Source organism: Sphingomonas ginkgonis, from assembly GCF_003970925.1.
GTDB lineage: Bacteria > Pseudomonadota > Alphaproteobacteria > Sphingomonadales > Sphingomonadaceae > Sphingomicrobium > Sphingomicrobium ginkgonis.
In genome coordinates this window covers 263,398-283,378 of sequence record NZ_RWJF01000001.1, presented here as the reverse complement: position 1 = coordinate 283,378, position 19,981 = coordinate 263,398, and the positions used below count along the sequence as shown (strand labels likewise).

Annotated in this window: 21 protein-coding genes; 9 read left to right on the top strand and 12 right to left on the bottom strand. The window is 69.3% G+C overall.

All coding sequences use genetic code 11. From position 1 onward, the window contains the following. The first annotated feature begins 83 nt into the window (after positions 1-83). Positions 84-1,376, top strand: coding sequence for an MFS transporter (locus tag HMF7854_RS01405; RefSeq protein ID WP_126717473.1), 1,293 nt, complete (start codon positions 84-86; stop codon positions 1,374-1,376). Here the strand turns inward: HMF7854_RS01405 and HMF7854_RS01400 are convergent. Beyond that, positions 1,373-3,682, bottom strand: coding sequence for a CDC48 family AAA ATPase (locus HMF7854_RS01400; protein ID WP_126717472.1), 2,310 nt, complete (start codon positions 3,680-3,682; stop codon positions 1,373-1,375). The genes HMF7854_RS01405 and HMF7854_RS01400 overlap by 4 nt on opposite strands. Before the next feature lie 263 nt (positions 3,683-3,945). Between HMF7854_RS01400 and HMF7854_RS01395 the strand changes: the two genes are divergently transcribed. Continuing rightward, positions 3,946-4,236, top strand: coding sequence for a hypothetical protein (locus HMF7854_RS01395; RefSeq protein WP_126717471.1), 291 nt, complete (start codon positions 3,946-3,948; stop codon positions 4,234-4,236). A gap of 41 nt (positions 4,237-4,277) precedes the next feature. Here HMF7854_RS01395 and HMF7854_RS01390 read toward each other — a convergent pair whose 3' ends face one another. Both HMF7854_RS01390 and HMF7854_RS01385 read right to left on the bottom strand, forming a co-directional pair. Next, positions 4,278-5,033 carry an SDR family NAD(P)-dependent oxidoreductase gene (locus HMF7854_RS01390; RefSeq protein ID WP_126719993.1) on the bottom strand — a complete coding sequence of 252 codons (756 nt, stop codon included), beginning with the start codon at positions 5,031-5,033 and terminating at the stop codon, positions 4,278-4,280. Further along, positions 5,033-5,491, bottom strand: coding sequence for a peptidylprolyl isomerase (locus tag HMF7854_RS01385; protein WP_126717470.1), 459 nt, complete (start codon positions 5,489-5,491; stop codon positions 5,033-5,035). Before HMF7854_RS01385 ends, HMF7854_RS01390 begins: the two co-directional genes overlap by 1 nt. A 112-nt stretch (positions 5,492-5,603) precedes the next feature. Between HMF7854_RS01385 and mgtE the strand changes: the two genes are divergently transcribed. Together mgtE and HMF7854_RS01375 are read left to right on the top strand one after the other, a co-directional pair. After that, a complete protein-coding gene (gene mgtE, locus HMF7854_RS01380) occupies positions 5,604-7,037 on the top strand; it encodes a magnesium transporter (RefSeq protein WP_126717469.1) in 1,434 nt (477 codons plus the stop codon). Positions 7,038-7,077: 40 nt separating this feature from the next. Next, positions 7,078-7,482, top strand: a complete 405-nt coding sequence (locus HMF7854_RS01375; protein ID WP_126717468.1) for a DUF1489 family protein — start codon at positions 7,078-7,080, stop codon at positions 7,480-7,482. Here the strand turns inward: HMF7854_RS01375 and HMF7854_RS01370 are convergent. The 4 genes from HMF7854_RS01370 to dinB all read right to left on the bottom strand — a co-directional run bounded on the left by HMF7854_RS01370 (position 7,479) and on the right by dinB (position 10,844). Beyond that, positions 7,479-8,183 carry a GIN domain-containing protein gene (locus HMF7854_RS01370; RefSeq protein ID WP_126717467.1) on the bottom strand — a complete coding sequence of 235 codons (705 nt, stop codon included), beginning with the start codon at positions 8,181-8,183 and terminating at the stop codon, positions 7,479-7,481. The genes HMF7854_RS01375 and HMF7854_RS01370 overlap by 4 nt on opposite strands. A 34-nt stretch (positions 8,184-8,217) precedes the next feature. After that, complete coding sequence (locus HMF7854_RS01365; RefSeq protein WP_185829114.1) at positions 8,218-8,943, bottom strand: head GIN domain-containing protein; 726 nt, start codon at positions 8,941-8,943, stop codon at positions 8,218-8,220. Between the two features lie 118 nt (positions 8,944-9,061). After that, a complete protein-coding gene (locus tag HMF7854_RS01360) occupies positions 9,062-9,601 on the bottom strand; it encodes a CarD family transcriptional regulator (RefSeq protein WP_126717465.1) in 540 nt (179 codons plus the stop codon). Between the two features lie 160 nt (positions 9,602-9,761). After that, positions 9,762-10,844, bottom strand: coding sequence for a DNA polymerase IV (dinB, locus tag HMF7854_RS01355; protein ID WP_126717464.1), 1,083 nt, complete (start codon positions 10,842-10,844; stop codon positions 9,762-9,764). A gap of 70 nt (positions 10,845-10,914) precedes the next feature. Between dinB and sucC the strand changes: the two genes are divergently transcribed. Genes sucC through HMF7854_RS01330 form a run of 5 tightly spaced genes read left to right on the top strand, consistent with a single transcriptional unit; the run spans position 10,915 to position 15,085 of the window. Continuing rightward, the gene (gene sucC, locus HMF7854_RS01350; RefSeq protein ID WP_126717463.1) at positions 10,915-12,114 is read left to right on the top strand and encodes an ADP-forming succinate--CoA ligase subunit beta; all 1,200 of its coding nucleotides are present in this window, start codon (positions 10,915-10,917) and stop codon (positions 12,112-12,114) included. A gap of 4 nt (positions 12,115-12,118) precedes the next feature. Next, entirely contained in the window at positions 12,119-12,523 is a 405-nt protein-coding gene (locus HMF7854_RS01345; RefSeq protein WP_126717462.1) for an SgcJ/EcaC family oxidoreductase, read from the top strand. A gap of 46 nt (positions 12,524-12,569) precedes the next feature. Further along, entirely contained in the window at positions 12,570-13,319 is a 750-nt protein-coding gene (locus HMF7854_RS01340) for an electron transfer flavoprotein subunit beta/FixA family protein (RefSeq protein ID WP_126717461.1), read from the top strand. Further along, positions 13,316-14,245, top strand: coding sequence for an electron transfer flavoprotein subunit alpha/FixB family protein (locus tag HMF7854_RS01335; protein ID WP_126717460.1), 930 nt, complete (start codon positions 13,316-13,318; stop codon positions 14,243-14,245). The genes HMF7854_RS01340 and HMF7854_RS01335 overlap by 4 nt, the downstream gene beginning before the upstream one ends. Before the next feature lie 12 nt (positions 14,246-14,257). Beyond that, on the top strand, positions 14,258-15,085 hold the full coding sequence (locus tag HMF7854_RS01330; RefSeq protein WP_126717459.1) for a metallophosphoesterase: 828 nt from the start codon (positions 14,258-14,260) through the stop codon (positions 15,083-15,085). On the opposite strand, the gene lysA is transcribed toward HMF7854_RS01330, so the two are convergent. From lysA to HMF7854_RS01305, 5 genes are read right to left on the bottom strand one after another with little or no spacing between them, the layout of a single operon-like run. Continuing rightward, the gene (gene lysA, locus HMF7854_RS01325) at positions 15,082-16,344 is read right to left on the bottom strand and encodes a diaminopimelate decarboxylase (RefSeq protein WP_126717458.1); all 1,263 of its coding nucleotides are present in this window, start codon (positions 16,342-16,344) and stop codon (positions 15,082-15,084) included. The two genes, HMF7854_RS01330 and lysA, sit on opposite strands and share 4 nt — an antisense overlap. A 13-nt stretch (positions 16,345-16,357) precedes the next feature. Further along, the gene (locus tag HMF7854_RS01320) at positions 16,358-17,332 is read right to left on the bottom strand and encodes a histone deacetylase family protein (RefSeq protein WP_126717457.1); all 975 of its coding nucleotides are present in this window, start codon (positions 17,330-17,332) and stop codon (positions 16,358-16,360) included. Further along, positions 17,332-18,486: a Na+/H+ antiporter NhaA gene (gene nhaA / locus HMF7854_RS01315; protein ID WP_126717456.1), complete on the bottom strand. Its 1,155-nt coding sequence runs from the start codon at positions 18,484-18,486 to the stop codon at positions 17,332-17,334. Before nhaA ends, HMF7854_RS01320 begins: the two co-directional genes overlap by 1 nt. A 47-nt stretch (positions 18,487-18,533) precedes the next feature. Next, positions 18,534-18,971: an OsmC family protein gene (locus HMF7854_RS01310; RefSeq protein WP_126717455.1), complete on the bottom strand. Its 438-nt coding sequence runs from the start codon at positions 18,969-18,971 to the stop codon at positions 18,534-18,536. 57 nt (positions 18,972-19,028) lie between these two features. Then, complete coding sequence (locus HMF7854_RS01305) at positions 19,029-19,943, bottom strand: S1/P1 nuclease (protein ID WP_126719992.1); 915 nt, start codon at positions 19,941-19,943, stop codon at positions 19,029-19,031. Positions 19,944-19,981: the final 38 nt, after the last annotated feature.

Below are 19,981 nucleotides of genomic sequence, written 5' to 3'. Positions count from 1 at the left end.
CCGAGCGTTGGCAAAAGCGCCAGCGCTTGGCAAGTTCCGGGCGGCGGGTTTTCGGCTCGCCCTGCCTACCCTATGGAGCAGGCATGCGGGCGGCGGGCGAACGGCGGAAGGTTGGCGGGAGCGCGCTGACCGGGCTCCACTTCCTGCTGCTGTTCGGGGCGATGCTGCTGTCGGCGTCGGGCAACACGGCGCTGCAGTCGGTCATGCCGGCGATCGGCCGGCAGATCGGGATCGGCGATTTCTGGGTGGCGCTCGCCTACACCTGGTCGGCGGTGCTGTGGGTGCTGCTGGCGCCACTGTGGGCCGAGCTCAGCGATCGCCACGGCCGCAAGCGGCTGACGCTGGTCGGGGTCGGCGGCTTCATCCTGTCGATGCTGCTGTGCGGCCTGTGCCTGATGGCCGGGCTGCATCGCTGGACGAGCGGGGCGCTGACCTTCGTCCTCTTCGCGCTGTTCCGCTCGATCTACGGCGCCTTCGGTTCGGCGACGCCCAGCGCGACCCAGGCCTATCTCGCCGGCAAGACGCGGCGCTCGGCTCGGGTGGCCGCGCTGTCGGCGCTGAGCAGCAGCTTCGGGCTCGGGACGATCGTCGGCCCGGCGCTGGCGCCCTTGTTCATCCTGCCGTTCGTCGGGCTGCCCGGGCCGCTGTTCGCCTTCACCCTCATCGGGCTGGCCATGTGGCTGGCGATCCTGCGCTGGCTGCCCGACGACCAGCGCGACCCGCGCCACGGGCGCGGCGCGGCGATGAGCTATCCCTCGCTCGCCTCGATGGTCACCGGCGCCAGCATCCGCGCCGCACTCGCGCCGCGCAACAGCCGCCGCCTCAGCTGGAAGGACCCGCGGATCCGCGGCTGGATCCTCGCCGGGGTGACCGCCGGCCATGCGCAGGCGGCGACCCTGACCTGCCTCGGCTTCTTCGTGATCGACCAGCTGGGATTGACGCCACGTGTCGCGCCGCAGTCGATCGCGATCGTGATGATGGCCGGCGCGGGCGCGACCCTGGCGGCGCAGTGGGGCCTGATCCCGCGCCTCCATCTCCGGCCACGGACGCTCATCCTCGTCGGCGCGACCATCGCCGCCGCCGGGCTGCTCGGGACGATCCTCGCGCGTGACCTCTACGGGCTGGTGCTCGCCTTCGGGATCACCAGCCTCGGCTTCGGCTTCACCCGGCCGGGCTTCACCGGCGGCGCCAGCCTCGCCGTCCCGCTCGCCGAGCAGGGTGGAGTCGCCGGCGTGATCACCGCCGCCAACGGGATCAGCTACGTGCTCGCGCCCTCGCTCGGGATGGCGCTCTACGAGGTGAACCGCCACCTGCCGTTCGTGGCCGGGGCGGTCCTCCTGCTGGCGTTGGTCGCGGTGGCGCGGCGGCGGCTCTAGGCCTCGCCGCTCTTCGCCGCGTTGCGGGGGCGGAGCATGCCAGGCATGACAAAACCGATCCCCGGCGGGTCCGGGCGCACCGCGTCGCTCTTCAGCGTATCCTGGATGCGCTGATAATCCTCTTCCATCTCCGCCGTCACCGAGGCGCGGGTCTCGTGCAGCGCAGCCTCGAAGTCGCTCATCGCCACCTGACCCTCGTCGATGCCGCGGCGCAGCGCGGTCAGGCCGGCGCGGCGGACAAGGTCCTCGAGGTCGGCGCCGGTGAAGCGCTCGGTGCGCTGGGCGAGGCTCTCGAGATCGACGTCGCTGGCCAGCGGCATGCTCTCGGTGTGGATGGCGAGGATCCGCCGCCGCCCCGCGGTGTCCGGCGTGCCGACGTAGATGAGCTCGTCGAAACGGCCGGGGCGGAGCAGCGCCGGGTCGATCAGGTTGGGGCGGTTGGTGGCCCCGATCACCACCACGCTGTTGAGTTCCTCCAGCCCATCCATCTCGGCGAGGATGGTGTTGACCACCCGCTCGGTGACCTGCGGCTCGCCCATCCCGCCGCCGCGCGCCGGGACCAGGCTGTCGATCTCGTCGAAGAAGATGACCGTCGGTGCGACCTGGCGGGCGCGGGCGAACAGCCGGGCGATCTGCTGCTCGCTTTCGCCATACCATTTGGAGAGAAGATCGCTCGACTTGGTGGCGATGAAATTGGCCTGGGCCTCACGCGCGCAGGCCTTGGCGAGCAGCGTCTTGCCGGTGCCCGGCGGCCCGTAGAGGAGGAAGCCCTTGGCCGGGCGGATGCCGAGACGGCGGAACGCCTCGGGGTGCTTGAGCGGAAGCTCGACGCCCTCGCGCAGCCGCGACGAGGCCTCGTCGAGGCCGCCGATGTCGTCCCAGCCGACGTTCGGCACCTGCACCATCACCTCGCGCATCGCCGAGGGCTGGACCCGCTTGAGCGCGCCCTCGAAATCGCTGGTGTCGACCGACAGCTGGTCGAGCATCTCGGTAGGGATCGTCTCCTCGGCGAGGTTGAGCTTGGGCATGATCCGCCGCACCGCCTCGAGCGCGGCCTCGCGGGTCAGCGCGGCAAGATCGGCGCCGACGAATCCGTAGGTGCGGCGGGCGAGCTCGTCGAGGTCGACGCCGGACGCCAGCGGCATGCCGCGGGTGTGGATTCCGAGGATCTCGCGGCGGCCGGTCTCGTCGGGTACGCCGACGACGATCTCGCGATCGAACCGGCCAGGCCGGCGAAGCGCCTCGTCGATCGCCTCGGGGCGATTGGTGGCGGCGATGACGACCAGGTTCTGACGCGGCTCGAGCCCGTCCATCAGGGTCAGCAGCTGGGCCACCAGCCTTTTCTCGGCCTCGCCGGTGACCTGGCCGCGCTTGGGCGCGATCGAATCGATCTCGTCGATGAAGATGATCGACGGCGCGGCCTGGCTCGCCTTCTCGAACAGCTCGCGCAGCTGCTTCTCGGATTCGCCGTAGGCCGAGCCCATGATCTCCGGGCCGGCGATGTGGAAGAACTGCGCGTCGCTCTCGTTGGCGACGGCGCGGGCGAGCCGGGTCTTGCCGGTGCCGGGCGGGCCATGGAGCAGCACCCCCTTGGGCGGGTCGACGCCGAGGCGCTGGAACAACTCGGGATGGCGGAGCGGCAGTTCGACCATCTCGCGCAGCGCGTCGACCGTGTCCTTGAGCCCGCCGAGATCGTCGTACGTGACGTCGGCGCGGCGATCGCCATCGGCAGGGCTGAACTCGCTCAGCAGTTCGACGACCGTGCTCTGATCGATGTGCACGACTCCCCGCGGCGCGGTGGAGACGACCTGCAGCCGCACTTCCTGCAGCGCGAAGGCCGGTGCGTTGAGCAACTGCCGGATATGGTCCGGCATATCGGCATTGACCCGCTGGTGCCCCGCGGTCGCGACCGTGTCGCCCTGGGTCAGCGGTCGCGCGGCGAAGCTGCGCTTAAGCGCCTCGGTGGAGCCCTGCAGCCGGACATTGTTCTGAGCGGGGGCGAAGGTGACCTTGGTGGCGGGGCGCGAGACGGCCTTTTGCACCTCGACGAAGTCGCCCGCGCCGACGCCGGCATTGGCGCGCTGCAGGCCGTCGAGGCGGATGACGTCGAGCCCCTCGTCCTCGTCATAGGGGCGGATTGCGCGGGCCGGGGTGGAGCGCTTGCCGATGATCTCGATCACGTCGCCATCGTTGAGCCCCAGCGCATCCATCAGCTTGCGCGGCAGCCGGGCCAGCCCACGACCGCTGTCGGCGGGCGGCAGATTGGCGACCTGCAGGCGGCGCACATCCGTTTCAACGTCAGCCATGATCCTTGATTCTCTCCTGATGCGACGCTCGGCGGACACCCCGCCCGTTGAACGACGCCGCGTCCGTTCCGTTCAATGTGGGGAGCGCCGATTATGGGAAAAGGCCGGGCCGTTGCGCAGGCGGCCTGACCGGCTTGTCATGCGGCGGAAACGGGCTGCGGCGGAAGACGAGCTTACAGTCGGCTGACGATCGGGCGGACTGATCCAGTTCGCCAGCCGGTCGGAAAAGCGGGGCCATGAGTCCCGATTTTGGAGGGAATGCCATGTTCAAAGCTGTTGCCGCCGCCGCCGCCATCGCGATGCTGGCCGCCGCTCCCGCCGTGGCCGCGACGAAGACCGCCACCCACACCACCGCAGCGACCAAGGTAACGAGCCATCCGACTGCCGCACCGGCCAAAACCGCGGTGACCACGCACGTCACCCAGAAGGTCAACGGCAAGCCGGTGAAGGTCGCCTCGACCGGCCGAATGGTCACGACCAGGACGGCCACCGGCAAGGCGGTGACCTACAACTGCAGCAAGGCCGGCAACGCCAGCAAGAAGGCCTGCAAGTAGGTTGATGCGAGGGGGCGGACGGGCAGGTCCGCTCCCTTTCGCTACAGCTTGATGCTGCCGGCGATCCGCCGCAGCGCACCGCGCGGCAGCAGCCGATGGCCCTGCGCGCCGAGCTTGTTGGCCGCGCCCGGGATGACGACGGCGCGGTTCTTCTCCAGCCCTTCGATCCCGGCTTTCACCACCGAAGCGCTGTCAGCCGACAGCCGCTCGCTCAACCCGTTGCCACGGAACCCGGCGACATCGCCGAACTCGGTCCGGGTCGGCCCGGGGCACAACGCGCTGACCTTGATCCCGTGCGGCCGGACTTCCTCGTGGAGCGCCTCGGTGAAGCTGAGGACGAAAGCCTTGGTCGCGAAGTAGACCGCCATTCCGGGGCCCGGCTGAAAGGCGGCGGTCGAGGCGACGTTGAGGATCGCTCCGCCCCGCCGCTCGATCATGCCCGGCAGCACCGCATGGGCGAGCTCGGTCAGCGCCCCGCAGTTGAGGTCGATCATCTGGCGCAGGCGCGCGCCGTCCTGCTCGGCGACCCGCCCGGTCAGCCCGAACCCGGCATTGTTGACCAGCCAGTCGACATGCTCGCCGTGTACCGCGAGATCGGCGAGCAGCCGCTCCGCCGCGCGCGGTTCCGACAGGTCGATGGCGACCGGCCGAGCGTTGCCCAGCTCGGCCGCCAGCGCGCGGAGCCGGTCGATCCGGCGCGCCGCCAGCACCAGGGTGTGACCCCTGGCGCCGAGCTGGCGCGCGAAGTCTACGCCGAGCCCGGCAGACGCGCCGGTGATCAGCGTGACCGGCCTCATCAAGCGACGGTGGCCTTCTCGATCTTGCCCGGGTTGGCCGGCGGCTCACCCTTGGGCAGCGCGTCGACATGCTCCATGCCGCTCTCGACATTGCCCCACACGGTGTACTGCTTGTCGAGGAAGCGCGCGTCGTCGAAGCAGATGAAGAACTGGCTGTTCGCGCTGTGCGGATAGCTGGTGCGGGCCATCGAGCAGGTGCCGCGGACGTGCGGCTCGTTGTTGAACTCGGCCTGGAGGTCGGGGAGCTTGGAGCCGCCGCTGCCAGTGCCGGTCGGGTCGCCGCCCTGCGCCATGAAGCCGGGGATGACCCGGTGGAACAGGACGCCGTCGTAGAAGCCCTCGTTGGCGAGGCTGGTGATCCGCTCGACATGGCCCGGCGCGAGGTCGGGGCGAAGCCGAATGACGACGTCGCCACCGGTCGAAAGAGTGAGGGTCAGCGTCTGCGGCGCGTCGGCCATGGGATCATCTCCGGTGAAATGGGAACGGGGCGCATGTAGGGCGGCCCTTCGCCTTGCGCCAGAGCGGGCGCGGCCATAGGAGGGCCGCTCGGGTCGGCGAGGGGTCAGGCAGATGAGCGAACTGGAAAGGGTCGCGACCGCCACGCCCGACGACAACGTCGCCGTCGCCCCGCCTGAAGTCGACCTCATCCACGACAGCGACGACCGGCTCCGGCCCGAGTTCGTCAGCGAGGTGCTCGACCTCGTCGAGGCCGGGGACAACGAGGCCGCGCGCGCGCGGGTCGCGCCGCTCCACCCGGCCGATGTCGCCGACCTGATCGAACTCGCCCGGGTCGACGAGCGCGACGGGCTGGTCGCGGCACTGGCTGGGATCGTCGACGCCGACGTGGTCGCCGAGCTCAACGACTATGTCCGCGAGACGCTGATCGACGAGATGGCGCCCGAGCAGGTCGCAGATCTCGCCGGCCAGCTCGACACCGACGACGCGGTGGCGATCCTCGAGGATCTCGAGGAGGACGAGCAGCGCGCAGTGCTGCGCGCGATGGAGCCCGACGATCGCGCCGCGATCGAGGAGGCGCTGACCTACCCCGAGGAGTCCGCCGGCCGCCTGATGCAGCGCGAGCTGATCGCGGTGCCCGAGCATTGGGACGTCGGCCAGGTCATCGACTATCTCCGCTCGGGCGAGCAGCTCGCCGACGACTTCTGGGAAGTCTTCGTGGTCGGGCCGAGGCACCACCCGGTCGGGACGTGCAAGCTGTCGGCCATCCTGCGTACGCGGCGCGAGGTGCCGGTCGCCGAGATCATGGCACGCGAACAGACGCTGATCCCGGTCGACATGGACCAGGAGGACGTGGCGCTCCGCTTCCAGAAATATGCGCTGGTGTCCGCGGCGGTGGTCGACAAGTCGGGCCGGCTGGTCGGGATGATTACCGTCGACGACATCGTCCACATCATCCAGGAGGAAGCGGGCGAGGATGTGCTGCTGCTGTCCGGCGCGGGCGACGGCGACATCAACGAGCCGGTCCGTTTCGCCGTCCGCACCCGGCTGACCTGGCTGATCATCAATCTCGGCACCGCGATCGTCGCGGCGAGCGTGGTCGGCCTGTTCCAGGGCGAGATCAGCCGGCTGGCGCTGCTCGCGGTGCTGATGCCGATCGTCTCCGGCATGGGCGGGAACGCGGGCACGCAGACGCTCGCGGTGGTGGTCCGGGCGCTCGCCACCAACCAGCTGACCAGCTCCAACACGGTCCGGATGATCGCCCGCGAGCTCAAGATCGCGCTCGCCAACGGCCTCTCGCTGGGGCTGCTGATCGGCACCGGGGTCGCGCTCGTCTACGCAAATCCGCTGCTCGGCTCGGTGATGGGAACGGCGATGATCATCAACAATCTCGTCGCCGGGCTGGCCGGGATCATGGTCCCGGTGGCGCTCGACCGAATGAAGATCGATCCCGCCGTCTCATCCGCGGTGTTCGTCACCATGGCCACCGACGTGATGGGCTTCTTCAGCTTTCTCGGGCTTGCTGCGCTGGTCGGGCTCGGCAGCTAAGCGCTTGCAAAGCGGCCGCTTTTTGCGGCATTGAAGCGAGGTGTCAGCACTTCACCTTAGCAAGGTCGCGATCGCCTGCCGGGATCTCGAGTCGCTCGCCCGCCGGCTCGATTCGCGCCGCGAGGGCGAGGTGGTGAAGATCGTCACCCGGATGCGGCCCAAGCGCTGCGCCGAACTGGTCGGCGGCTGCATCTACTGGATCGTCCAGCATCGGCTGATCGGCCGGCAGGAAATCCTCGGCTTCGAGGATCGCGAGGACGGTCGGATCAACATCCTGTGCGATCCGACCCTGCAAGGCGTGCCGCCGGCGCCGATGCGCGCGCACCAGGGCTGGCGCTATCTCAAGGACGAGGACGCGCCGCAGCCCGGCGCGAATGACGACAGCGGCCTCGCCGCGCTCCCGCCGCGGCTCTACGGTAAGCTGGTCAGCCTGGCGCTGCTCTAGCGGGCCTTGCAGCCCTCGACCGTAGCCGAGCCCTCGACGTGCAGCTCGCACGCAGGGTGGCCCGACAGGCTGACGACCGACGCGCCGAGCGCGTTGACCTTGGCACTGTTGACGACCTGAAGCGCGACCGTGGCGGGCCCCTCGGCGACGACCCGCGAGTCCGTCGTGGCCAGGCCCCTGCCGTCGAACGAGGAGGTGCCGCGGACATAGATGTTGGCGCTGCGGGCCTTGCCGCCCATCCGCGCCGACGCGGTCCCGGCAATCCCGACGACGAGCTGGTCGACGTCGGCTGCGGCGATGCTGGCGGAACCCGAGCCCTGGACCGAGAGGTTGAACTTGAGGCCGCCGACGCGCTGCACGTCCGCGCTCCCGGAGCCGTTGATCCACAGCTGACCGAGGTCGTGCGTGCCGACGCTGATCTCGACCGGGCCGCGATACTCGCCCGGGTAGCCCCCATAGGCGCTCGGGTTGGGCCGGACGTAGAGGGTCGTGCCCTGGACCTCGACCGTTACCCCGTCGAGCGCGGCGGAATTGCCGCTAGCCCGCGCGAACGGCGACACGCCAGTGACCAAGCTGACCCGGTACGGCCCGTCGATGCGGACCCGGTCGAAGCCGGTGACGGTAAAGCTGCGCACGGCGGCGGCGGCAGGAGCCGCGGCCAGCGTGGCGGCGAGGACGACGAGCGGGAGGAGGCGGCGCATGGCCGCACTCTCGCCTGCCGTGGTTAACAAGTCACTAGGAGCAGCGCACGTCGCCCGAGCCGTGCTTCTCGATCTCGCAGCGCGCCCCGCCGCTGATCGTCACGTCTCCCGAGCCGAGAATCTCGACCTTGGCGGTGGCGGTGGCGTGGGCGGCGACGCTGCCGCTGCCGGCGATCTCGACCTTGGCGTCCTGCGCGCGCATCCCGCTCGCCTGAATGTCGCCCGAGCCCGCGATCTCATATTTGCTGCGGGTCGCCGTCCCGCCGTTGGCGCGGATCCCCCCCGACCCCGCGATGGAGAAGGAGACGTCCTGCGCGGCGAGCTGCGCCAGCTGGAGGCTGCCCGAGCCGGCGACGCTGCCGCTGAAGCTCGGCGCCTGAACCTTGTCGATCTGCATCCCGCCCGAGCCGGCCAGCATCGCCTCGCGCAGCCCGTCCGGGGCGCTGACGTCGATGCGGACCGTGCCGTTCGAATGACCACCCCAGGCCCAGCTGATCCCGCTGTGAGACTTGGGGTGGATCTTGAGCGTACCGTCCTCGACCTCGACGACGAGCTCGTCGAGCCGGTTGGAGCCGCCGGTCGCGCGCACCGAGGGCTGGCCGCCGCTGGTTACGGCCACGTCGTAAGGGCCAGCGACCTCAATCTTCTCGAACCCACCGATGGCATAGTTGCGGGTGGCGGTCGGCCCCGCGTCCTTGGCCGTGACGACCCCGCACGAGGCAAGCGTCGCCGACGCGAGCAGGATGGCAACCAGACGCATAGTCATTCTCCCACTGTGTTATGCAAACAATACAGCAGGGATCAAGGTCGTGCAACCCTGAAACGAAAAGGGCGCCCCAAGCGGAGCGCCCTTTCCTGGTTGCCGTGCGGCGAAGGTGTCAGGCCTCCTCGACCACGTCCTTCTTGTGATGGATCAGCGCGGCCTTGTTGAGGATCTCGAGGAGCTTGGCGAGCGCGCCCTTTTCGTCGAGTCCTTCCATCGCGCCGAGCTCGCGGGCCAGACGCGACGAGGCGGCCTCGAAGATCTGCCGCTCCGAATAGCTCTGCTCCGGGGCGTCGTCGGGGCGGAACAGGTCGCGGACCACCTCGGCGATCGAGGTCAGGTCGCCCGAGTTGATCTTCGCCTCATATTCCTGGGCGCGGCGCGACCACATGGTGCGTTTCACCTTGGGCTTGCCCTTGAGGGTCTCGAGCGCGTCCTTCATCGTCTTGTCCGACGACAGCTTGCGCATGCCCACCGAGTCCGCCTTGGTGACGGGAACGCGGAGGGTCATCTTCTCCTTCTCGAACCGCAGGACATAGAGGTCCAGGCGGGTGCCGGCGATTTCGGTGCTTTGCAGTTCGACGACGCGTCCGACGCCGTGCTTGGGGTAAACAACATAGTCGCCAACGTCGAAGTTCAACGCCTTCGCTGCCATTCTGCTACCTTCCTAATGTCGAGGATAAGTGGATTCTCCCAGCTGCAGCGCCCCCCAAGTCGGTCTGCGGCCGTGAATCGATCCTCTTCAAATCGTGCAAGTGAACGGAATCACGCCGAGCAGCGCATGATCCTCTCTTCGCCATGTAGCACGGGTGTCATCAAATTGCCAGTCCGAGTTGGATCGGTAGTGATTTATTGCTCGGTGTTAAACTAGCGATTCCAAGGCCTAGCAGCCGAACGCCCAGTGGAACGGGGAGCTCGGCCTCGAGCAGCGAGCGGCCCACCGCCGCAAACCCCGCCTCGTCCTCGATCGGCACCACGAAGCTGCGCGAACGGGTGATCGAGCGGAAGTCGCTGAACTTGATCTTGAGCGTCACCGTCCGGCCGAGCGCCTGCGCCCGCTCGATGCGCGTCCAGGCCAGGCCCGCGACGCGCTCGAGCTGTTCAAGCAGCGCCGCGCGGTCGTGGAGATCGCTGTCGAACGTCCGCTCGGCGCTGACCGACTTGGCTTCGCGGTTGGCGCGGACCGGTCGGTCGTCGATCCCGCGCGAGATGCGGAAATACCAGTGGCCCGAGCTGCCGAAGCGGCCTTCCAGTTCCGCGAGGCTCAGCGCGGCGAGGTCGGCGCCGGTGTGGACGCCCATCCGCTGCAGCTTCTCCGCGGTTCGCGGGCCGACCCCGTGGAAGCGGCTGACCGGCAGCGAGGCGATGTAGCGCGCGGCCTGTGCCGGGGTGATGACGCACAGACCGTCGGGCTTGTTCTGGTCCGACGCAAGCTTGGCGACGAACTTGCAGTAGCTGACCCCCGCCGAGGCGGTCAGACCCGTTTCGGACCGGATTCGCGCGCGGATCTGCTCGGCGATGGCTCGGGCCGAGCCGAGCCCGTGGCGGTCCTCGGTCACGTCGAGGTAGGCCTCGTCGAGGCTCAGCGGCTCGATCAGGTCGGTATAGTCGGCGAAGATGTCGCGGATCTGCCGGCTGACCGCCTTGTAGGCGTCGAACCGCGGCTTGACGAAGACGAGGTCGGGGCAGCGCCGCCGCGCGGTGACGGACGGCATGGCCGAGCGGACGCCGAACTTGCGCGCCTCGTAGCTGGCGGCCGCGACGACGCCGCGGTGGCCCCCGCCGACCGCGACCGGGAGCCCGCGCAGCGCGGGATCGTCACGCTGCTCGACGCTGGCGTAGAAGGCGTCCATGTCGACATGGATGATCTTGCGGACGGGCGCGGCGGGATCGCTCACGAAGTGCTCTCTAACTTGGCAGCGCGGCGGAGTCATGCTTTAGGGCCGCGCAAAGCCATAGGAAGCTCCCATGAACATTCACGAATATCAGGCCAAGGAACTGCTCGCGAAGTTCGGCGTGCCGGTCCCCGCCGGTCATGCCGCGATGAGCGCCGACGAGGCAGTCGAGGCCGCGAAGCAGCTCCCCGGACCGCTGTGGGTGGTCAAGGCGCAGATCCACGCCGGCGGCCGCGGCAAGGGCAAGTTCAAGGAGCTCGGGCCTGACGCCAAGGGTGGCGTCCGCCTGGCCAAGAGCGTCGAGGAAGTCCGAGCCAGCGCCGAGGAGATGCTCGGCAAGACCCTGGTTACCGTCCAGACTGGCGCCGAGGGCAAGAAGGTCGAACGGCTCTACATCACCGACGGCGTCGACATCGCCCAGGAATTCTACCTCGCGCTGCTGGTCGACCGCGAAACCGGCCGGGTGGCGGTCGTCGCCTCGACCGAGGGCGGAATGGACATCGAGACGGTCGCCCACGACACGCCGGAGAAGATCGAGACGATCACCATCGATCCGGCGACTGGGCTGATGCCGCACCACGGCCGCGCCGTGGCGGCGGCGCTCGGGCTCAGCGGCGACCTCGCCAAGCAGTGCGCCAAGCTGCTCGCCGGCGTTTATGCCGCCTTCCAGGGCACCGACGCCTCGCAGATCGAGATCAACCCGCTGGCGGTGACCGCCGACGACAAGCTGATGGTCCTCGACGCCAAGGTCGGGTTCGATTCGAACGCCATGTTCCGCCACAAGGACCTCGCCGAGCTGCGCGACCTCAGTGAGGAGGACCCGATGGAGATCGAGGCGTCCAAGTACGACCTCGCCTACATCAAGCTCGACGGCGACATCGGTTGCATGGTCAACGGCGCCGGTCTCGCGATGGCGACGATGGACATCATCAAGCTGAACGGCGCCTTCCCGGCCAACTTCCTCGACGTCGGCGGCGGCGCCAACAAGGAGAAGGTCACCGCGGCGTTCAAGATCATCCTGTCGGATCCGGCGGTGAAGGGCATCCTCGTCAACATTTTCGGCGGGATCATGCGCTGCGACACAATCGCCGAAGGCATCGTCGCGGCGGCCAAGGAAGTCGACCTCCACGTTCCGCTGGTCGTCCGGCTGGAAGGCACTAACGTCCAGCAGGGCAAGGACATCCTCGCCAACTCGGGCCTGCCGATCGTCGCCGCCAACGACCTCGGCGATGCCGCGCAGAAGATCGTTGCGGAAGTGAAGAAGGCCGCCTGAGCCGATGATCGACCGCGCCGCCGCCGATGCTCTCTGCGCCGCGCTGACCGCGGCGTGGAATGCCGGGGACGGCGACGCCTTCGCGGCGGTCTTCTCGCCGCAAGCGGACTTCGTCAACGTGCTGGGCCACCATGCTTGCGGCCGCGACGAGATCGCGGCGGGGCACCGGGGCATCTTCGAGTCGGTCTACAAGGGCAGCCGGAACCGCTTCTCGGTCCAGGATCTGCGCGACCTGGGCGGGCTGGCGCTGATGCACGTCAAGGCCAGCCTCGACGTCGCCGAGGGACCGATGGCCGGCGCGCACGAAGCGTTGATGTCCGTGATCGTCGACGACCGCGACGGCGAGCCATGCATCGTCGCGCTTCACAACACGTTCGTCCGGGAAATGCCGGACCTCAAGCGAAGCTGAAGGGAGCGCCGCCGGGACGCCCGGGCGGCCGGAGGAGAGTGAACCGATGAAAGTGCTGGTCGCGGTAAAGCGGGTGATCGACTACAACGTCAAGCCGCGGGTGAAGATGGACGGGAGCGGGGTCGACCTCGCCAACGTCAAGATGAGCATGAACCCATTCGACGAGATCGCGGTCGAGGAAGCGATTCGGCTCAAGGAGAAGGGTGCCGCGACCGAGATCGTCGCTGTCTCGATCGGACCGGCGAAGGCGCAGGAGACGCTCCGCACCGCGCTCGCGATGGGCGCCGATCGCGCGATCCTCATCACCAACGACGCCGACGTCGAGCCGCTCGCCGTCGCCAAGCTGCTCGCCAAGGTCGCCGCGGAAGAGCAGCCCGGCCTGGTGGTGCTGGGCAAGCAGGCGATCGACGACGATTCGAACCAGACCGGGCAGATGCTCGCCGCGCTGCTGGGCTGGCCGCAGGGCACCTTCGCGTCCAAGGTCGAGGTCAACGGCGAGAGCGTCAACGTCACCCGCGAGGTCGACGGCGGGTTGGAGACCGTGGCGCTGCAGCTGCCGGCGATCGTCACCACCGACCTTCGCCTCAACGAGCCGCGCTATGCCTCGCTGCCCAACATCATGAAGGCCAAGTCCAAGCCGCTCGCGCAGAAGACGCCCGCCGATTACGGCGTCGACGTCAGCCCGCGGCTGGAGACGCTGAAGGTGGCCGAGCCGGCCAAGCGGCAGGGCGGGGTCAAGGTCGGGAGCGTCGACGAACTGGTCGAGCGCCTCAAGGGCATGGGAGTGGCGAAGTGAAGACTCTGGTCCTGGTCGAACATGAGGGCGGCGCCATCAAGGACGCGACCCTCGCCACCGTTGGCGCCGCCGCCAAGCTCGGCGACGTCGACCTGCTGGTCACCGGCGCGGGTGTAGGCCCGGTCGGCGAGGCCGCGGCGAAGATCGCCGGCGTGGGCACCGTCCATGTCGCCGGCGGCGCCGAGCTCGAGCATCCGCTCGCCGAGGCGGTCGCGCCGGTCGCGGTCCGGCTGATGGACGGCTACGACGCCTTCCTCACGGCCTCCACCACCACCGGCAAGAACATCGCGCCGCGGGTTGCCGCGCTGCTCGACGTCATGCAGGTCAGCGACATCCTCTCGGTCGAGAGCGAGGACACGTTCACGCGGCCGATCTACGCCGGCAATGCGATCGCCACGGTGCGCTCGAGCGATGCCAAGAAGGTCATCACCGTCCGCACCACCGCGTTCGAGAAGGTGGCGGCCGAGGGCGGCAGCGGGAGCGTCCAGCCGATCGAGGCCGCCGTCACTGACGGCAAGGCCAGGTTCGTGTCGGCCGAGACCTCGAAGAGCGAACGGCCCGAGCTCACCAGCGCGGCGATCATCGTCTCGGGTGGCCGGGCGCTCGGTTCCTCCGAGCAGTTCCACTCGTTGATCGATCCGCTCGCCGACAAGCTCGGTGCCGCAGTCGGCGCCAGCCGCGCGGCGGTCGACGCCGGCTACGCGCCCAACGACTATCAGGTCGGCCAGACCGGCAAGATCGTCGCCCCGCAGGTTTATGTCGCGGTCGGCATCTCCGGCGCGATCCAGCATCTCGCGGGGATGAAGGATTCTAAGACGATCATCGCGATCAATAAGGACGAGGACGCCCCGATCTTCCAGGTAGCGGACGTCGGCCTTGTCGGCGACCTGTTCAAGATCGTCCCGGAGCTGACCGAGAAGCTGTAGGCTCGCAGGCGCGTGCGCGGCTGGGGCCGGATCGCCGGATGGATCGGGCTGGCGCTGTTCGCCGCGGCGGCGCTGCTGCTCTTCGATGCCGAGCAGGCGCCGGTCGTACGCAAGGCCTATGTCGCGCTGCGCGGCTGGCCGGCCGGGGCCCGCCCGATCAAGGTGCTGCTGGCGAGCGACTTCCATGTCTCCGAGCCCGACATGCCGCCGGCGCGGATGGCAAGCATCGTCGGGCAGATGAACGGGCTGAAGCCGGACCTCATCCTCCTGGCGGGCGACTATGTCTCCGACAAGCAGGTCCTGTCCGGGGTCTTCTCGATGGACGAGGCCGTCGCGACACTCCGGGGTCTGCACGCGCCGCTCGGCGTCTATGCAGTGCTCGGCAACCATGACCATCACCGCTGGGACGGCGCCCGCGATGCAGGAGCAGCCTTCCCACGCGAGGGCATTCGCCTGCTCCGCAACCAGGTCGTGCCCGCCGGCCCGATTACCCTGGCCGGAATCGACGACATTCTGACCTTCCACGACGACATGCGCGTGCTCGGCCCGCTCCATGCCGACAGCAAGCCGATGGTCGTGCTCAGCCATTCCCCCGACGTGGCCGACATCATCCGCGGCCGGGCCGACCTGCTGCTCGCCGGGCACACCCACTGCGGGCAGATCAGCCTGCCGCTGGTCGGCGCCCCGGAGAAGAGCTCGCGCTTCGGCGATCGCTATCTATGCGGTCTGAAGCGCGAACCGGACCTGATCGAGGTGACCACTGCGGGGCTCGGGACGACGCTGCTGCCGATGCGGCTGGGGACGAGCCCCGACCTCTGGCTGCTGACGCTCGGCCCCTAGCGCCAGATCGGATCGGCGACCCCGGCGAGGTCGTCGAGATCGACCCGTCGCCGCACCAGCGCCCAGCGCCCGCCGTCGACCAGCACCTCGGCGGTGAGCAGGCGGCTGTTGTAATTGTTGGACATGGACGCGCCATAGGCGCCGGCGGTGCGGAACACGACGAGGTCGCCCGCGCCGACCCGGTCCATGGTCCGGGCCATCGCGAAGGTGTCGCCGCTCTCGCAAACCGGGCCGACGACATTGTAGGTCGCCTGAGCACCGCTCGGCCGGACCGCGTTCATCTCGTGCCACGCGTCGTAGAGCGCGACGCGCATCAGGTCGTTCATCGCGGCGTCGACGATCAGCCAGGGGTGGCGGGCGCCCGGCTTGACCCGGATGACCCGGGTCAGCAGCACGCCGGCGTTGCCGACGATCAGCCGGCCCGGCTCGAACACCAGCCGCGTGTCCCAGCCCGCCGTCACCCGCCGCACCATCTCGCCATAGGCGGCCGGGCTGGCGGGGTCGGGTTGGTCGTCGCCGTGCGGCACGCCGAGCCCGCCGCCGAGGTCGGCGACGCCGATCGCATGGCCGTCGCCCCGAAGCGCGCCGATCAGCGCGCCCAGCTTGGCGAAGGCCGCCTGCAGTGGGTCGAGGCTGACCAGCTGGCTGCCGATGTGCATGGTCACGCCCTGCACCTTGAGCCCCGGCAGGTCGCGCGCGACCGCGTAGGCGGCGAGCGCGTCCTGGTAGGCGATCCCGAACTTGTTGTCGGCGGTTCCGGTGGTGATCTTGGCGTGCGTTCCGGCCTCGACATCCGGGTTGATGCGAAGCCCGACCCGCGCGACCCGGCCCTGGGCGGCGGCAACCGCCGAAAGCATCCGCAGCTCCTCGACCGACTCGACGTTGAACTGGAACAGCCCGCCCGCGAGCGTCTCAGCCATCTCCGCCTCGGTCTTGCCGACGCCCGAGAAGACGATCTTCTCCGGCGCGATCCCGGCCGAGCGGACCCGGCGGTACTCGCCGACCGAGACCACGTCGGCGCCCAGACCGACCCCGGCGAGCTGGCGGAGCACCGCGGCGTTGGAATTGGCCTTGGCGGCATAGGCGACGAGCGGTTCGCCGTTGCCGGCTCCAGCCACCGCGTCGGTCATCACCTCGGCGTGGCGCACCATGGTCGCCGCGGAATAGACGTAGGTCGGGGTCCCGACTGCGTCGGCGATCAGAGGGAGCGGCACGTCCTCGCAGTGGAGGACCCCGTCGCGCAGGTCGAAATGATCCATTGTGTCCGTCTAGTCAGAAGCCGGCGAGAAAGCTCGCCACATTGCGGCCGAGCGCGTCGAGCGCATAGCCGCCCTCAAGGACAATGGCTGCGCGAAGATTTGTCCCAGCGATCCTCTGTGCGAGGCGCTCATAATCGGAGGTGTCCAGCTCGAAGTGGCTGATCGGGTCGCCGCGGTAGGTGTCCGCGCCGAAGCTGATCACGAGCAGGTCGCATCCCTGCTCGCCGATCCACTCGAGCGCTTCGGCGAGCGCATGGTCGTAGGCTGCGAAGCCGGTGCCGCGCGGGAGCGGCGTGTTGCGGATGTTGCCTTCGCTCCGGTCGCCCCAGAAGAAGGGATAATCGGTCGACGGATCGGCATGGAGCGAGGCGAGGAACAGCCCGTCGCGACCCGCCAGGATGTCTTCGCTGCCGTTCCCCATGTGATAGTCGAGGTCGAGCACCGCCACCCGCCGACCGGCCGCGCGCGCGTGCTCGGCCGAGACGCAGGCATGGTTCATGTAGCTGTAGCCGCCCATGAAGGCGGCGCCGGCGTGGTGGCCGGGCGGCCGGGTCACTGCGAACGCGTGCTCCCCGGCGAGCGCCGAATCCACCGCGGCGAGCGCGGTATAGGCCGCCCAGGTGGCGCTCTCCCAAGTCCCAGCCGTGATCGGAGCACAGGTGTCGGTGGCATGGGCGCCGAGCCGCGCGTCGACCCGCTCGAGCTTCCGCGGCCGGCGGGAGATAGGGAAGCAGTAAGGCAGGGCATCCCCGCTGCGACCCGCTGCGAGCCATTCGTCGTGCGCTGTCCGCAGCAGCTCGAGGTAGGCAGGGTCGTGAACGGCCTCGAGCGGCGCCATGCCGCGTTCCGTCACCGGCTCGGTTCGGCCGACCGCCGCCAGCACCTGCTCGGCACGGGCGGGAGTCTCGCTCGCAGGCTCCAGCGCGCCGTTGAAGAATTCGATCGACGGCCGATGCGCCAGCTGCCGCTCGTCCCAGAAGATCCGCATCAATCGTCCTCGTAGAAGATCTCGTCGGCGGCCTGCTGGTCGCCGCGGCTGGCCGGCACCGGGCTCGGGCTGCAGAAGCGGAGGACGGCGTAGCCGCAGCCGCCGGACAGCAGCGACCCGACCAGCGTGCCGAGCTTGGCCTGCTCGACCAGCACCGGATCGACGAAGGCGAGCGCGCCGATGAACAGGCTCATGGTGAAGCCAATCCCGCACAGCAGCGCACCGCCGTAGAGCTGCGGCCAGCTGACTCCTTCGGGACGACCGAACAGGCGGACGGCGCCGTACACGCCCAGCTGCTTGCCGAGGAACAGGCCGAGCGCGACGGCCAGGGTCAGCGGTGCCAGCAGCGCGCCGCTGCTGCCCAGCGCAACGCCGGCACTGGCGAAGCCGAACAGCGGGACGATCCCGAACATGACGAGCGGGTGGAGCGGGCGCTCGATCCGCTCCAGCGTCGATCCGCGCTCGCCGGGGCGGAGCGGAACCGCCAGCGCGGCGAGGACCCCGGCGATGGTCGCATGGACTCCAGACTCGTGAACGGCAATCCAGAGCAGGGCGAAGCCGAGAAGATAGGCCGGCGGGCACCGCACCCCGGCGCGGTTCATCGCCAGCATGGCACCGAACAGCAGCGCGGCGGCGCCGAGCGCGAGCGCATGCAGGCCGCCAGAGTAGGCGATGGCGATGATCGCCACCGCGCCGACATCATCGATGATCGCGAGCGCGACCAGCAGCAGCTTCAGCGCGGGCGGGGCACGGCTGCCGAGCAGCGCCAGCACGCCGAGCGCGAAGGCGATGTCGGTGGCGGCAGGAACTGCACAGCCCGGGATCAGGCTCGGGTCGCCGCGGCTGACCAGCAGGAACACGACCGCGGGGACGGCCATTCCCGCCGCCGCTGCGGCGATCGGCAGGCGACGCTCGCGCCAGGTGGACAGCCGCCCCACCAGCCACTCCCGCTTCACCTCCAGCCCGACCAGCAGGAAGAAGAGCGCCATCAGCCCGTCGCCGATCCAGTGCTGGACCGACAGCGGACCGAGGCCGGAATGAAGCAGGCGCTGATAGGCAGGCGCCAACGGTGAATTGGCGACGAGAACCGCCGCTCCTGCCGCCGCAATCAGCAGCAGGCCGGCGGTTCGTTCTCCCTGCGCGGCGCTGGCCATGGCCCGCGCATGGCCAGCATCTTCAACTCACGCAAGGGGACCGCGGATCAGGCCGCCGGGGTGGTGGTCTCGACCTCGAGGTTCATCTCGGCGTTGAGCAGCTTCGAGATCGGGCAACCCTGCTTCGCCTCGTCGGCGAGGCGGCGAAGCTGCTCATCGTCGATCCCGGGAACACTGGCGCGAAGCCGCAGGTCGGAGCGGCTGACCTTGAAGCCGGCGCCGTCCTGGTCGAGCTTGACCCGAGCCTCCGTCTCGAGGGTGCCATCGTTCACGCCGGCGTTAGCGAGCGCGAAGCTCAGCGCCATGGTGAAGCAGCTGGCGTGGGCGGCCGCGATGAGTTCCTCGGGGTTGGTCCCGGGCTCGTTCTCGAAGCGGGTGTTGAAGCCGTAGCGCTGGTCCTTGAGCACGCCCGACTGAGTCGACACCCAGCCCTTGCCGCTCTTGCCCATGCCTTCGTAGCGGGCGGTCGCCGTTCTCGTGATCATCTCAGGCCTCCGTGGGGAAAGCCGCGCAACGGAGGAGTGAAGCGGAAGGTTGCGGGCCTAGCCCGCCGGCTTCGGCGGAACGGGCGATTTCGGCGGCTTCTGGCCGGGCGCGAGATGACGCGGCCCGAGCGCGTCGTCGAGCAACCTGGCGAGGCGCAGGCCGCCGGCGAGCGCCTGCCGGCGGACGATCGGGACCAGCGAGCGGATCGTCTGCTCGCTCATCGACGTCGGCTGTTGCGCCGGCACCGCGCAGGGGTCCTGGAGGATCGAGCCATAGGCATAGCGCCGGGCCAGCTCCCAGCCCTCTCGCGACCAGTCCTCGGTCGTCCCCGCCGCAAGCCGCGCGCGCTCGGCGGGCGTGGACTGGGCCAGGATCCCGGCTGCGTCCTTCGGCGGGGTCGAGAAGGCCCGCTCGGCGAGATAGCCATCCCAGATGCTGTGCAGGTTGGACGGGACCACGCCATAGTTCACCTTGACGTCGTTGCCGCCGCGGTCGCCGTTGTGGCCGGCGGCGTGCATCGGCTGGGCAAGGTCGCCGACGAAGTGGACGAGGAAGGCGAGCGCCATGACCCGCTCGCGCGCTGGGACCGTGGTGTCGGCGAGGAGCCGGGCATTGCGGTCGATCTGCGAGGCGACGCAATTGCCGTCCTTGCAGTCGGCCTTGAGCGAGAAGGGCCGGCAGATCTCGGTGTTCTGGTAGTGCCAGCTGTAGGCGAAGGAGAAGCGGTCGCCGAGCGGCTTGACGCAATCGGGCCAGACGCTCGCCTGCTCGATGGTCTTGGCCGGGCAGGTCGGCGTGTCGAGCAGCTTCTCCTGGCGAAGCAGCTCGCTGATCCGGGCGCGGGTCTCCGGCCGAACGCTCAGCCAGGCGATGCTGGCAACCGTCTGATGACCATATTCCCACCAGGCCGAGGCAGGGGCGGAGAGGACAAGGGCGAACAGACCGGCGAGCGCCGGCACCAGCTTTCGAATCGACACGGGCTGGGCTTTAGCCGCTTCGGTGCGGGCTT